Below are 14,088 nucleotides of genomic sequence, written 5' to 3' on the forward strand. Positions count from 1 at the left end.
CCTTTGGCCTTAGCTTTTCTGCGTCTCGTCAGGGTCTAGCGGATCGCTGTATTCTTCGTTCACCGTTCCGCCCAACCGCTTGATTTCCTTGCGGATCGCATCTTTTTCGTCATCGGGTGTGCGCCGAATGTCGACTGTGACGCCATCGTGGAAGGCCCACATAAAGGCATGCACCCACGGCACAACAGCCAGAAAACCCATCCACCCCATTATCTTGACGGCTTCGGCATGGGGATGATTGCGTTTGATCGCGATCCGCCCCGGTAACCCCATAATGAACAGGATCAGCGCCATCACCGCCGCAAGAAGCAGGATCAATGCCACGAAAGTCAGGTAGTCATAGTAGCCAAGTGGCTGCCCCAATAGTCCCATGCTCGTGCCTCCTTTTGGGCAGGTTGTCCTATCCTCAGCCGTCGGTGCCCAGTTCGTCAATCAATTTGTAGCTGGTGGGTGGGTCTGCGCAGATTCCAGGCCCGCATTCCACCAGTGTCGAGACCGCATTCAGCGCCGCCAGCCCCAGCATGATAAAGAACGCGCTTTTGGCCAAAATGCTGCCACCAAAACGCGGTTGTTGGGTGTTTTCGGCGTATTGCTGGTCAAACAGCAGCATAAAGGCCGTACCCAGCAAGATCAGGAAAAAGCAGATCGCGGACCAGGTATAATAGTGCAACCCTAGAACCGGCGACCCATAGTGACCTGTGCCCGGTACGATATGCAGCAGAATCTGGCGTACGGCGACGCTGCCGCCGAACAGTGCCGCAAGCAACATGATCGCATAGTGCTGCGGTCGCGCTCCGTACAGCAGGTTCAGGCCTAGACCAACGCCCACAGCCACCAGTCCAACCCTTTGCAACAGGCACAGAGGGCAGGGCAGTTCATCGAGTTTAAGCTGGTAGAAATAGGCCAGCACCAACACCAGACTGACAGCCAGCATACCAAGAGCGTTGAGATTGCGTGAAAGTTCCGGTGTCATCGCGGCCCCCTTACAATTGGATCGTCAGTTGGCTGGTGGCATGGAATTTCAGCCAATATGCACTCAACGCCAGCGTGAAAAAGAACAGAACGTTGGCCGCTGTTGTCCGATTAAAGTAATTCAGTCCCATCGTGGCTGTAAGTAACGCAAATAAAAGCGCTATCATGGCTCGGTTCTCCCCTCCCGTGCGACGATTGCAATATGGGGGAGTGTGTCAGGTGAATTTGGTCCTGGCAAGAAGTCGCGAAGGAAATTCCCGTTTAATGCGAATTACTTGGGGTCAGGCGCACAGCTTTAATTGTGTTCGCCATTCGGAACATTTCTTGGTCAGCGAATTGGGAAGGGCTTTGTCGGTATAGAACACATCGACATCGGACAATGAGGCAATTCGGGCGGGGGCTGTACGTTGGAATTTGGAGTGATCGGCCACCACACAGGTTCGGCGGGCTTGGGCAATGATGGTCTGACTGACCCGGACTTCTTGAAAGTCAAAATCCATCAGATCACCTTCGGCATCCAACGCCGAACATCCAATGATGGCATAGTCGAACTTGAACTGTTCGATGGTTGCAATCGTCAGGTTGCCGACCAGTCCCCCATCCGAACGGCGCAGCACACCGCCCGCCACAACAATTTGACAGTTTGGGTTGTCGATCAGGATATTGGCGACGTTCATGTTATTGGTCACCACCATCAGGTCCTTGTGGTTCAGTAATTGCCGGGCAACAGCCTCGGTCGAGGTGCCGATGTTCAAGAACACAGATGCGCCATCGGGAATGTGCTGCGCGCAGAGTTGGGCGATGCGCGTCTTGGCGTCTGCGTTAAGCGCCCGGCGATCCTCATACCCGATATTCGACACCCCCGAACGAAGGACAGCACCACCATGCACGCGGTCCAGTTTGCCCATGTCAGCAAGTTCCGAAAGATCGCGGCGGATGGTCTGAACCGTCACATCAAACCGCAGCGCCAGGTCTTCGACCATCACGCGGCCATCTTGTTTAGCGATGTTCAGAATGTCTGACTGGCGAAAGGAAAGGGACACGGTTGGCTCCAATTGTGATGGGTTCGTTTTTGTTCTGTTTTTGTTGAATTGCAATAATTTGCTGGGCGAATGCGCAAAAATGCGAATATTGTGTGGCAAAACGAACAAAAACGAAAACAAACATTGACGAAGCGCGGGCCTGTACGGTTAATGAGCGCGCGTTTTCGGCAAACGGGAATCATCCAGATATGGAACAGTCACACGACCAGATCTCAGACCTTTTTATCATTGGCGGCGGCATCAATGGATGCGGCATCGCACGCGATGCAGCGGGGCGCGGGCTGTCGGTGACTCTGGCCGAGATGAACGATCTGGCCTCGGCAACCTCGTCGGCGTCGACCAAACTGTTTCACGGCGGATTGCGGTACCTGGAGTTCTTTGAATTCCGCCTTGTCCGCGAGGCCCTGATCGAACGTGAAACCTTGCTGCAGGCGATGCCGCATATCAGCTGGCCGATGCGATTTGTGCTGCCGTACCACGCAGACATGCGGTTCGATTCCGAAACGCCGACCTCGCGCCTGTTGAGCACCGTGATGCCTTGGATGAAGGGTCGTCGTCCGGCCTGGCTGATCCGGTTGGGGTTGTTCATGTACGACCACCTGGGTGGGCGTAAAATTCTACCGGGCACGGCGTCTCTGAACCTGAAAACAGCACCCGAAGGGCGACCGCTGCAGGACAAGTTTGAGACCGCCTACGAGTATTCCGATTGCTGGGTCGAGGATTCGCGCCTTGTCGTTCTCAACGCCCGTGATGCCGCGGCACGCGGTGCTAATATTATGGTTCGCACCGAGGTTCTGGCGGCGAAGCGCGTAGACGACCTATGGGAGGTGACGGTTCGGGACCGCGACAGTGACGAGACACGCGTGATCAAGGCTAGAATGCTGATCAATGCTGGTGGTCCCTGGGTTGGGGATATCATTCAATCGAAAATCCACGTGAATTCGCGCGAGGGCGTCCGGTTGGTGCGGGGCAGTCATATCGTGACCCGCAGGCTGTTTGACCACGACAAGTGTTACTTTTTTCAGGGCGAGGATGGGCGCATCATTTTCGCCATCCCGTACGAGCGTGATTTCACCTTGATCGGCACGACAGATCAGGATCATCCGAATCCATCTGAATCTCCGGTGTGTACCGAGGCGGAACAGGAATATCTGTGCGCGTTTGCGACCAAATATTTCAAGACGCCAGTGACGCGAGATGAAATCGTCTGGACATACTCAGGTGTCCGCCCGCTGTACGATGACGGTGCCAGTAGCGCCACCGCCGCGACTCGGGACTATACGTTGAAAGTGGACGCGCAAGGCGGGGCACCGGTGCTGAATGTCTTCGGCGGCAAGATCACAACCTACCGACGTCTGGCCGAGAGTGCGTTGGAGAAAGCAGCCGAGCATTTTCCGGACTTACCCGGTCCCTGGACGGCTGGTGTGGCTTTGCCTGGCGGAGATTTCCCTGTCGACGGGGTGCAAAATCTGGTGGCTGGGTTGGAAGCTGACTTTGCCTTTTTGGAGCGCGCCTGGGCCGAGCGTCTTGTGAGCGCCTACGGCACCGAGGCCAGGATCATTCTAGGGGATGCGAAATCCGCCCAAGACTTGGGAGAGGACTTCGGTGCCACACTGACTGCGCGCGAGTTGGAATGGCTGATGGATAAAGAATATGCCCGCACGGCCGAGGATGTCGTCTGGCGTCGAAACAAGCTGGGCTTGCGTCTGAGCGCTGAGCAGGTCGCCCGGATACAGGATTGGATGGACCATCGCAGCGCTCAGGCTGCTGCCTAAGAAAAAGCCCCGCCGATTTGGCGGGGCTTTTATTATTACGCTGTTTCTTCCGAGGGATCGGGGTCGTTCTTGGTGCCCTTGACCCATTCCCTGAGACTCTGCATCAGGGCATAAAGAACCGGCACCAGAATGACACCAACCAGCGTGGCTGCCAGCATCCCGCCAAAGACGGCAACACCGATCGCTTTCTGGCTGGCCGCACCCGCGCCACTCGCTGCTAGCAGCGGTACAACGCCTAGCAGGAAGGACAGGGCGGTCATCATCACCGCGCGAAAACGCTGATAGGCTGCCTCGGCGGCGGCATCCCGGATCGAAAGGCCATTGGCCCGTTGCTCCATCGCGAACTCAACGATCAGAATGCCGTTTTTCGATGCCAACCCCACAAGCATGATCATCCCGATCTGTGTGTAGAGGTTGATATCACTGCCCACGATGGCCACGGCGGCCACCGCCCCGAACAGGGCCACAATCACCGACAGCAGAATCGACACCGGCATCGACCAGCTTTCGTATTGCCCCACAAGGAACAGATAGCCAAACAAGATCGCCAGCCCCAGGATCACAATCACCAGACTGCCCGAGGCCAACTGCTGTTGCGCTGTACCAGTCCATTCGAACGCGTATCCCGGGGGCAGGGCGGTTGCCGATTCCTCGGTCATCACGTTTATCGCATCGCCAGTGGATAGACCCGGCGCAGGCACAGCTGTAACGGTCGCCGACCGGAACAGGTTGTGCCGTTTAAGCAGCACTGGTCCCAGCACGTTTTCCACGTCGATCAGCGTGCCCAGTGGCACCATCTCACCTTGTTCCGAGCGGACATAGAGGTTCGAGATATCTTCGACATTGTCGCGATAGCTGCCATCGGCCTGGATCATCACGCGATACACCCGTCCGAACAGGTTGAAGTCGTTGACGTAGTACGACCCCAACTGCGCCTGCATGGTCTGGAACACTTCGGCCACGGACACTTGCAGTGTTTTGGCTTTTTCGCGGTCCAGATCGACGAATAACTGCGGCACGTTTGCGCGGAAGGTCGTATAGGACTGCCCGATTTCGGGCCGCTGGTTCGCTGCGTAGACGAACGACCCCACGGCCGAGGCCAGATCCTGAGGCGTGCCGCCCCCGGTTTGTTGCACCTCCATCTCGACACCGGCCGAATTGCCAAGGCCTTGAATAGGCGGCGGGTTAAAGGCCACGATCGAGGCGGCGGATTCCCCATACGCAATCGCCAGAACCTTTTGCAGAATAGCATCCGCACTCAGGTCATCGTCCTGACGATCATCCCAGTTTTCGAGGTTCACAAAGATCGCCGCGCCATTTGTGGTGGTGCCATTCAGGATCGAAAATCCGTTGATCAGAACGGTACTTGAAACGCCGGGGATCTGCTGAATTTGATCATCCACACGGGCCGAGACGACTTCGGTCCGTTCCAGCGTTGCCGCGTCTGGCAGCTGAATGTCGACAAACAGGTAACCGTTATCCTCAAGCGGCAGGAAGCCGCTGGATGTGTTGGACATGATGGTCCCGGTGCCCATCGCCAGCGCAACGATAACGCCCAGACCGACGACCGGCAGGATCAACAGTTTGCGCACGATGGCGACATAGCCGCTGCGGATTGTGCCGATGAAGCGTTCAAACACGGCCAGCAACCCCTTGGGTGGCCCCGAACGCGCCTTCAGAACAAGGCCGCACAAGGCTGGCGACAGGGTCAGCGCGTTGATCGAGGAAATCACAACGGCGGTTGAGATGGTTACCGCGAACTGTGAATACAGACGCCCCGAGATACCGGGCATGAAAGTTACCGGTACGAACACGGCCAGCAGAACCAGCGTGGTCGCAATCACAGGGCCGGTGATCTGTCCCATGGCTTTTCGGGTTGCTTCGGCCGGGGGCAAGCCTTCGTCCGCGATGATCCGTTCGACGTTTTCAACCACAACAATCGCGTCATCCACCACGATGCCGATGGCCAGAACCAACGCAAACAGCGAGATCGTGTTCAGTGACATTCCGAACAGCAGCAAAAAAGCGAACGTACCGATCAGAGAGACCGGGATCGCAACAGCCGGGATGATCGTCGCCCGCCAACTGCCCAGAAAGACAAACACAACCGAGATTACCAACGTGAACGTCAAGATCAGGGTCGTCACCACGTCGTTCAGTGATTGCTCCACAAAGTCGGTGGTGTTGAAGGGAACATCATATTCTACATCGTTAGGGAAGCTGCGAGACAGCCGCTGCAATTCGGCCTCGACACGTTCAGAAACCGCCAGCGCGTTTGCGCCAGGGGCCTGATAAATACCAATGACGGTGGCCGGAACGCTATCGAAATAGCCGGACGCCGCATAGTATTCTGCACCCAGTTCCACCCGTGCGATATCTTTGACCCGCACGATAGATCCTGCATCGCCGGTGCGGATGACAATTTCGCCGAATTCCTCGGCCGAGGTCAGGCGGCCCTTGGTCTTGATCGTGTACTGAAATGTCTGCCCCTCGGGCACTGGTGGGGCACCGATCGAACCTGCCGATACTTCGACGTTCTGCTCGCGGATGGCGTTGATCACGTCGCCCGGAGTAATGGACAACGCGGCCATTTGATCCGGGTCCATCCAGATCCGCATGGCGTATTCCAGATTGGTCAGAACGTCCGCCTTACCAACGCCCTGAACGCGCGCCAGTGCGTCTTTCAGGTTGATCGAGGCATAATTCGACAGAAACACGCTGTCATACGTTCCCTCGGGCGAGGTCAGCGTCACCAGCAGCAGCATGTTGGTGGACGCCTTCTGCGTCACCACGCCCGAAGATGTCACTTCGGCCGGTAACGAGGACATCGCTTGTGCCACGCGGTTTTGCACGTTCACCGAGGCGATATCGGGATCGGTGCCGACCTCGAAGGTGACATTCAATGAATACGAGCCGTTATCGGCCGAGGTGGACGTCATGTAGATCATGTCATCCACACCGTTCACCTGCGCCTCAATGGGCGCGGCAACGGTGTTTTCAACGGTCTCGGCGTTGGCACCGGTATAGGTGGTCGTTACGCTGACCACCGGTGGCGTGATGTCGGGGAACTGGGCCACTGGCAGAACCAGATAGCCGATGGCGCCCATGATGGTCAGGACAAGCGAAATAACAAGCGCCAGCTTGGGCCGGCTGATGAACAGGGCTGAGAACATCTGTTACTCTCCCGGCTGCTCAGATGCCACGACGGCATCGACGGCAACCCCGGGACGAACCCTTTGCAGGCCCTCGACAATGACGCTTTCGCCTTCGCGCAGGCCGTCTTTGACGATCACAGCCGTTCCTTCGTTGTCGCCGGTGGTGATGTAACGCTGTTCGACCATTTGCTGGTCATTGACGACCAGTACGAATTCACCCCTTTGATCACGTTGCAGTGCGGCCTGCGGCACCAGAACCTCAAGCGTGGGTTGCAGGGCCTCGATCCGCACGTTCAGAAATGCACCGTCCACGATCAACCGGTCGGCGTTCGAGAATTCGGCACGCATCGTAATGGCACCGGTCAGAGGGTCGATCCGGTTGTCGACAAACACGATTTTGCCCGTTTCATCCAGTTCTGAGCCGTTTGGCAGATCTATATGAACATTCGGGCTTTTGTCGCTTTCGCTTAGGGATGCGGGGTTCTCACCCACGGTTTCAAGAACCGAGGTAAACTGCTTTTCATTCAGTGAAAAATTCACATAGATCGGCGCCTCGCTGACGATATTGACCAGCGGCGGGTTGTTCGGACCGACTACGTCACCGACGCTGATTGCAACCCGACCAATGCGCCCGTCAAACGGGGCGTGGATTTTGGTGTAGCTCAGATCAAGTTCGGCCTGCTGGATCGCGGCTTTGGCAGCTTTGACTTGTGCTTCGGCCACCAGTTCATTTGCGCGTGCAATATCGCGTTCGGATTCAGGGGTGGCGTCTCGTTCGTACAGCTCTTGTTTGCGGGCCAGCTCGACTTTGGCGAGTTCCAGATTGGCCTCGGCCTTGTCCAGGTCGGCGTTGCGTGCCTCTACCGTCGCCTCATAGAGGTCGGGTTCAATGGTGAACAGCAAATCGCCCTGTTTCACCAGCGCGCCGTCTTCGACATTCTGACTTTCCAGAAACCCGCTGACGCGCGCCACGATGTCGGCCTTGTTCAGGGCCTCGGCGCGGCCGATAAAGCTGGCCTCTTCGGTGATTTCCTCAGTATACGCAGCCGCGATCGAAACTTTGGGCGGCGGGGCGTCGCTTTGGTCTTGTGCTGTGGCTGTGTGTGCCATGCCCAGACAAACCAAGACAGCAAAGGTCTGGACCGGTCCGCTGTGACGGATATTCAAGTTCTTCAATGCAAGGGACATGGCAGGCGCCTCGTTCATTATAAGGATTTTGCGCCCGGGCAGGTTGGCCGCCCCGGCGAGTCGACTGAATTCAGGTCAGGATGACCGTTTTGGGATTATATCTCAAGCTTATTGAATGCGATGAACGGGCGGAGACCTGCAGGAATTTTCTCGTTAACAGGCTGACTTAGGCCAACGTGCCTGCGGTCGTATGGCTGGATTCCGGTGAGGCAACCGAAAACGGAGACCGTTTGGCCCCCGTTTCCAAATTCAGATGTTGCATCGGATCATTCGCGCGCGCCGGCGAACCGGTTTTCCCAATCTTCGCGCTGTTCGTCAGTGATTTTGGCGAACAGCACGTCTGGTACCGTAAAGGCATGCCCAGCGGGCAGTGCGTTCAGCGCAGCCGCGATATCGTCGGGCCAGCTGGTGTCCAGAGTATTCATCGCGCTCAGCATCCGGGCCGAGGTTTCGGGGATGAAAGGGGCGCTGAGAACGGCATACAGGCGGATCAGGTTCAAGCCCAGACGTACCTGAGATGCGGCCTGTTCCGGATCTTCTTTGAAGGTTGACCAAGGGGCAGCGGCCTGCAGATATTCGTTGCCCGCGACCCAAATCGCCCGCAATTCCTGCGCGGATTTGCGAACCTCCATCGCCTCCATGTGTCCTTCATAGGCCCGAACGCGTTTTGTGAGATCGTCAATCAGGGTCTTTTCACGTTCACCAAAACTACCGCCCTCGGGCACGGCCTCAGAGAATTTAGACCGGCAGAATTTGGTGATCCGGCTGACAAAGTTGCCCAGAACATCCGCAAGGTCTTTGTTCACAGATTGCTGGAAGTTCTCCCACGTGAACTCGCTGTCGCTGCTTTCGGGCGCATGGCTCAGCAGCCACCAGCGCCAGTAATCAGCGGGCAGAATCTCTAGCGCCTGATCCATGAAGACGCCGCGGCCCTGAGAGGTCGAGAACTGGCCGCCGTCATAGTTCAGGTAGTTGAACGATTTCAGGTGGTCGACCATCTTCCACGGCTCACCCGAACCCAGAATGGTGGCCGGGAAGGACAGCGTATGAAAGGGCACGTTGTCCTTGCCCATGAACTGCACATAGCGCACGTCATCCGCGCCCTTGTCGGTGCGCCACCAGCGCTGCCAATCGGCGTCGGCTTTGCCGTTTGCGTCGGCCCATTCCTTGGCGCAGGCGATGTATTCGATGGGCGCGTCGAACCAGACATAGAAGACTTTACCTTCCATTCCCGGCCAATCCTGATCACCTTTCTTGACCGGTACGCCCCAATCCAGATCACGGGTGATGCCGCGATCTTGCAGACCGTCGCCATCGTGCAACCACTTCTTTGCGATGGAGGTCGTCAGGATCGGCCAGTCGGTCTTGCTGTCAATCCAGGCGTCCAGCTGATCTTTCATGGCCGACTGACGCAGATACAGGTGCTTGGTTTCGCGCACCTCCAAATCGGTAGAACCGCTGATCGCACTGCGCGGCTCAATCAGGTCGGTCGGGTCCAGCTGCTTGGTGCAGTTTTCACACTGGTCGCCGCGCGCGCGCTCATAGCCGCAATTGGGGCAGGTGCCCTCGATATAACGGTCGGGCAGAAAGCGGCCATCGGCATTGGAATAAACCTGCTTTTCCGTGACTTCGCGGATCAGTCCGGCGTCATCCAGCTTACCTGCAAAATGCTGGGTCAGCTTCTTGTTTTGATCGCTGGACGAACGGCCAAAGTGATCGAAGCTCAGACCAAAGCGGTTGGCGATGTCGGCCTGAACGCCGTACATCTCGGCGCAGTATTCAGCCACAGGCTTGCCAGCCTTGGCAGCCGCCAGTTCAGCCGGGGTGCCGTGTTCGTCGGTGGCACACAGGAACATGACCTCATTCCCCCGGCCACGCTGATAGCGTGCGTACAGATCAGCAGGCAATTGCGAGCCGATCAGATTGCCGAGGTGCTTGATCCCGTTGATGTAAGGGATCGCCGAGGTGATGAGAATCCGAGCCATTTTGCGTTTCCACGTATCTATCTGCGCGCCCGTCTATCTTATGTGGAAGGCCAGCAAAAGCCCGGCTTTTGCTCAGGGGCGATTTAAAACAACAACAACCCCGAAAATCCATCTAGCAGAGGAATACGATTGCATCCGGCTCGTGGTCCACAATACCCCTAGGTTGAATAACGGAATCACAGCTACTTGAATCTGTGTTATCGCTACCTATCTAATGTATACAAAAGTATACACAAAATGAGGGCAGTCTACTGATGTTCGACTTTCTGCTTGAGGGTGCGTTTGTGCCCTTTACTCTGGCGCTTGCACTTCTGTTCGGTCTTCTTGGGCTGGAACTGATCGCATTGGTTCTGGGCGGAAGTCTTATGGCAGGCGAGGCCGAGGTTGACCTGGATGTGGTTGACGGTCCCGATCTGGACATTGGTGATTTTGACCTCGATGTCGACGCGGATGTTGATCTGGGCGAATTCGAACTGGCCGAGGTTGAGGCGGACGTATCGGGCGCAGCCCCTTCGGGTCCGTTGGCGTGGCTTGGGATCGGCAAGGTGCCATTCATGATATGGCTGGCGGTTTTGCTGGCTGGATTCGGCCTGTCGGGAATTGGCCTGCAATTGGCGCTGCGCGATCTGCTGGGCTTTGACCTGCCAAGCTGGATGGCGGCACTTCCGGCCGGTGCCTTTGCCCTGTGGTTTGCGCGCGGCTTTGGTGGTGTCTTTGCCCGCCTGTTGCCGAAAACCGAGACCGAGGCGATGTCGGAACGCATGCTTGCACGCCGTCGTGGCGTGATCACGCAAGGAACGGCCTCGCGCGGGCGTCCGGCTGAGGTCCGCGTCACCGACCGTTTTGGAAACTCTCACTACCTTCGCGCGGAACCGCTGCAGGACAAGGATGCGCTGAAACAAGGCACCGAAGTGCTGGTTTTGCGTGACCGACGGCGTGACCGGTTCGTTCTGGTCGGCTTGTCAGACTAACAAAATTCAAACCCCAACCTGGAGGATTTAGCATGGAACTACCATTCCTGGCCGTCACAGTTGTGACCTTATTAGCAGTCGTTTTGTTCATCGGCCTTGTGCTTGGCCGTCTGTATCGCCGCGCGACCCGAGAGGTCAGTCTGGTGAAAACCGGGGCCGGTGGCAAGAAAGTCATCATGGATGGCGGTGTCATCATCGTGCCGCTGCTGCACGAGGTGAGCCCGGTCAACATGAAGACCTTGCGCCTTGAGGTGCAGCGTAGCGGTGAGGCTGCTTTGATCACTAAGGACCGGATGCGCGTGGATGTGGGCGTCGAGTTTTATGTCTCGGTAATGGCAACCGAAGAAGGTATTTCGCGCGCGGCTCAAACGCTTGGTGGTCGCACTTTTGACGTCGAGCAATTGCGCGAGATGATCGAAGGTAAGTTGATCGACGGTTTGCGGGCTGTGGCCGCACAGATGACCATGGATGGTCTGCACGAAAACCGCGCTGATTTTGTACAAGAGGTGCAAAATGCGGTGTCCGAAGACCTGTTGAAGAACGGCTTGTCGCTGGAATCTGTTTCGCTGACGGCGCTGGACCAGACGCCGTTTGAGGCCTTGGACGAGAACAACGCGTTTAACGCGGTAGGTATGCGCAAACTGGCCGAGGTTATCGCCGTGTCCAAGAAAGAACGCGCGCAGATCGACGCTGAAGCTGAGGTTGAAGTTCGCCGTGCCGCGATGGAAGCGGAACGTCAGAAACTGCTGATCGAGCAGGATGAAGCGCAGGCGCGGATCGAGCAGACGCAGAAGGTGGAAACCTTGCGCGTGGCACAAGAGGCTGAAATTGCGGCGCGAACCGAAGATTCGGTGCGTGAAACCGAACGCGCCCGGATCGCCCGTGAGGAAGCCATTCGGGCCGCCGAGATCGAGCGTGAGCGCAATATCCGTGACGCCGAGATCGCAAAAGAGCGGGAGCTGGAAGTGGCCGAACAAGAGCGCCAGATCATCATCGCGCAGAAATCCGAAGAGGAAAGCCGCGCGCGTGCCTCTGCTGACTTGGCTCGTGCTGAAGCGACTAAGGCGACCGAAGCCGTGGCAACTGCTCGCGAAGTGGCCGAGGCCGAGCGTCAGAAGCAGATCGTACTGATCGAAGCCACGCGTGAAGCCGAACGTCAGGCCACCGCTATCCGTTTGGCCGCACAGGCCGAGAAAGAGGCCGCCGCCGACCGCGCCGAAGCCCGCCGCGAAGAAGCGCAGGCCGAAGCGGACGCGCTGAATATCCGCGCCGAGGCCAAGAAGAACGACATGCTGGCTGAAGCGGAAGGTAAGCGCGCGATTGTTGAGGCAGACAATGCCCTGTCGCCCGAACAGATCCGCATGAAGGTTGATCTGACCCGAATAGAAACCATGCCGTCGATCATCTCGGAAATGGTGAAGCCGGCTGAAAAGATCGACTCGATCAAGATCCATCAGGTCGGCGGCATCGGCGCTGCCAATGGAGGCGGGGCTGCAAATGGCGACAAGCCGGTGGTCAATCAGGCGCTGGATTCGATCATGGGTATGGCGGTGCAGATGCCCGCGCTCAAGAAGCTGGGTGAAGAACTTGGTTTGTCGATGGAGCAAGGCGTCGGTGGGGTGGTGAACGGCGCGCTGGAGCAGACGGTTGAACCCGCCAAAGTGGCCGAGGTGGTGGAAGACGAAACACCGCCGACACAGCAATAACGGAATAAGGGGCAGGGATTTCCCGGCCCTTTAATCTTCGCGCGACTTTTTCAACAACCGCCCGATGGTGAACGAAGTGCGTGGGGCGTAAACATAGTTGGTCCGCTCGTCCGGTGTTGGGCGGGACCGCATCCGGGCCAGGCCAAACACGATCAAAACCAGATGCCCGGCTGCCACAAAGGCAAACAGGGCACTTGGACCGAATTGCTGGATCAGGGTGGACGAAATGTAGGGCGAAGCAATAGCCCCCAGCGCGTACCAGAACATCAAAGCGGCTGATAATTCGACCCGTTCCTCGGTGGTAGCAAAGTCATTTGCGTGCGCCGATGACACCGAGAAGATCGGGAAAGTTGTCAGGCCAAAAATGGCAGCGGCCAGCATGACGCCCAAGGTGCCGGTTCCGCTGGCGGCCATTGTTACGCCACAGCTAAGCACGGCAGCACCGGACAACCAGATCAGTACCCAGCGCCGGTCGAATTTGTCGGCCAACCATCCCAGCGGATATTGCGCCAGCGCCCCACCCAGAACAAATGAGGCCAGGAAGAACGCGATCTGATCCACGCCTAGTCCGACCTCTTGCCCATAAACCGGACCGACCATTCGGAACGAGGCTGAGCTGAGCGCCGCAACAATCACACCTGCCACAGCAAGGGGCGAACTGCGCCAGGCCAGTTTGGGCCGCAAGCGGGGGGCGTTAGGTGTGATCGGCTGACTGGCGCGGGTCAGGGTCAGCGGCAGCAGGGCGGCACAGCACAAAATCGCCAACAGGTTATAAGACACGTATGAGGCGGGCGGCAGCACGGCGATGATCAACTGTGCCCCCAGTGACGCCCCCATATCCACGAACCGATAAGTTCCCATTGCCCGGCCACGGGTTTCGTTGGTGACCTTGGCGTTCAGCCAGGCCTCGATCACGGTATAGCAGCCCGCCACACAGGTGCCCGAAGCGATCCGCAATGCGGCCCATAGATAGGGGTTGTCGGTCAGGGTGTGCCCGATCAACCCCATTGCGCCCAAAGCCGTGCAGACCGCGAAGGCGCGAGAGTGGCCGACATTCCCCATCAGTCTCGGGGCCCACCAGCAACCAATGAAAAAGCCTAGGAAATGGGACGAGCCCAGCAGACCGATCTGCTCGGTCGTGAATTCCAGTGTAATGCCCGAGATGGCGTCCAGCGGCCCGACGCCACCTGTGGAAAGTTGCAGCAGAATGACTGAAAGAAAGAGGGCGGCAAAAGAAATGATCGTACGCATGATGGGGGCACCTTGGCGGAATTTGCCGGTGATGCGCGCGCC

At 57.6% G+C, this 14,088-nt stretch carries 11 protein-coding genes; 3 read left to right on the forward strand and 8 right to left on the reverse strand.

The window, feature by feature from the left end; translation table 11 throughout:
• Positions 1-9: 9 nt before the first annotated feature.
• From ACR0DL_RS03330 to ACR0DL_RS03345, 4 genes are all read right to left on the reverse strand, one after another.
• Complete coding sequence (locus tag ACR0DL_RS03330; RefSeq protein ID WP_170348435.1) at positions 10-372, reverse strand: DUF3302 domain-containing protein; 363 nt, start codon at positions 370-372, stop codon at positions 10-12.
• 34 nt (positions 373-406) lie between these two features.
• Positions 407-973 carry a disulfide bond formation protein B gene (locus ACR0DL_RS03335; RefSeq protein WP_425080790.1) on the reverse strand — a complete coding sequence of 189 codons (567 nt, stop codon included), beginning with the start codon at positions 971-973 and terminating at the stop codon, positions 407-409.
• Positions 974-983: 10 nt separating this feature from the next.
• Positions 984-1,139, reverse strand: coding sequence for a DUF5993 family protein (locus tag ACR0DL_RS03340; RefSeq protein ID WP_170513526.1), 156 nt, complete (start codon positions 1,137-1,139; stop codon positions 984-986).
• Between the two features lie 114 nt (positions 1,140-1,253).
• Positions 1,254-2,015, reverse strand: coding sequence for a DeoR/GlpR family DNA-binding transcription regulator (locus tag ACR0DL_RS03345; RefSeq protein ID WP_480687568.1), 762 nt, complete (start codon positions 2,013-2,015; stop codon positions 1,254-1,256).
• A 188-nt stretch (positions 2,016-2,203) separates the two neighbouring features.
• Here ACR0DL_RS03345 and glpD point away from each other — a divergent pair, with 188 nt between their 5' ends.
• Complete coding sequence (gene glpD, locus ACR0DL_RS03350) at positions 2,204-3,790, forward strand: glycerol-3-phosphate dehydrogenase (RefSeq protein ID WP_480646415.1); 1,587 nt, start codon at positions 2,204-2,206, stop codon at positions 3,788-3,790.
• Positions 3,791-3,825: 35 nt separating this feature from the next.
• On the opposite strand, the gene ACR0DL_RS03355 is transcribed toward glpD, so the two are convergent.
• The 3 genes from ACR0DL_RS03355 to metG form a co-directional block, all read right to left on the reverse strand.
• Entirely contained in the window at positions 3,826-6,963 is a 3,138-nt protein-coding gene (locus ACR0DL_RS03355; protein WP_480646416.1) for an efflux RND transporter permease subunit, read from the reverse strand.
• A gap of 3 nt (positions 6,964-6,966) precedes the next feature.
• Complete coding sequence (locus ACR0DL_RS03360; RefSeq protein ID WP_480687570.1) at positions 6,967-8,133, reverse strand: efflux RND transporter periplasmic adaptor subunit; 1,167 nt, start codon at positions 8,131-8,133, stop codon at positions 6,967-6,969.
• Positions 8,134-8,399: 266 nt separating this feature from the next.
• A complete protein-coding gene (gene metG, locus ACR0DL_RS03365) occupies positions 8,400-10,118 on the reverse strand; it encodes a methionine--tRNA ligase (protein WP_480687572.1) in 1,719 nt (572 codons plus the stop codon).
• Between the two features lie 254 nt (positions 10,119-10,372).
• Between metG and ACR0DL_RS03370 the strand changes: the two genes are divergently transcribed.
• A complete protein-coding gene (locus ACR0DL_RS03370; protein WP_480687573.1) occupies positions 10,373-11,089 on the forward strand; it encodes an OB-fold-containig protein in 717 nt (238 codons plus the stop codon).
• 32 nt (positions 11,090-11,121) lie between these two features.
• Positions 11,122-12,795, forward strand: a complete 1,674-nt coding sequence (locus ACR0DL_RS03375; protein ID WP_170358079.1) for a flotillin family protein — start codon at positions 11,122-11,124, stop codon at positions 12,793-12,795.
• A 30-nt stretch (positions 12,796-12,825) separates the two neighbouring features.
• Here the strand turns inward: ACR0DL_RS03375 and ACR0DL_RS03380 are convergent, their stop codons facing one another.
• Positions 12,826-14,046: an MFS transporter gene (locus ACR0DL_RS03380; protein ID WP_170348444.1), complete on the reverse strand. Its 1,221-nt coding sequence runs from the start codon at positions 14,044-14,046 to the stop codon at positions 12,826-12,828.
• Positions 14,047-14,088: the final 42 nt, after the last annotated feature.

Source organism: Ruegeria sp. BB5 (genome assembly GCF_056539405.1).

Coding starts and splice junctions, on each gene's coding strand:
- glpD (WP_480646415.1), top strand. CDS start 2,204: ATGGAACAGTCACACGACCAGATCTCAGACCTTTTTATCATTGGCGGC.
- ACR0DL_RS03370 (WP_480687573.1), top strand. CDS start 10,373: ATGTTCGACTTTCTGCTTGAGGGTGCGTTTGTGCCCTTTACTCTGGCG.
- ACR0DL_RS03335 (WP_425080790.1), bottom strand. CDS start 973: ATGACACCGGAACTTTCACGCAATCTCAACGCTCTTGGTATGCTGGCT.
- ACR0DL_RS03380 (WP_170348444.1), bottom strand. CDS start 14,046: ATGCGTACGATCATTTCTTTTGCCGCCCTCTTTCTTTCAGTCATTCTG.
- ACR0DL_RS03375 (WP_170358079.1), top strand. CDS start 11,122: ATGGAACTACCATTCCTGGCCGTCACAGTTGTGACCTTATTAGCAGTC.
- ACR0DL_RS03340 (WP_170513526.1), bottom strand. CDS start 1,139: ATGATAGCGCTTTTATTTGCGTTACTTACAGCCACGATGGGACTGAAT.
- ACR0DL_RS03360 (WP_480687570.1), bottom strand. CDS start 8,133: ATGTCCCTTGCATTGAAGAACTTGAATATCCGTCACAGCGGACCGGTC.
- metG (WP_480687572.1), bottom strand. CDS start 10,118: ATGGCTCGGATTCTCATCACCTCGGCGATCCCTTACATCAACGGGATC.
- ACR0DL_RS03355 (WP_480646416.1), bottom strand. CDS start 6,963: ATGTTCTCAGCCCTGTTCATCAGCCGGCCCAAGCTGGCGCTTGTTATT.
- ACR0DL_RS03330 (WP_170348435.1), bottom strand. CDS start 372: ATGGGACTATTGGGGCAGCCACTTGGCTACTATGACTACCTGACTTTC.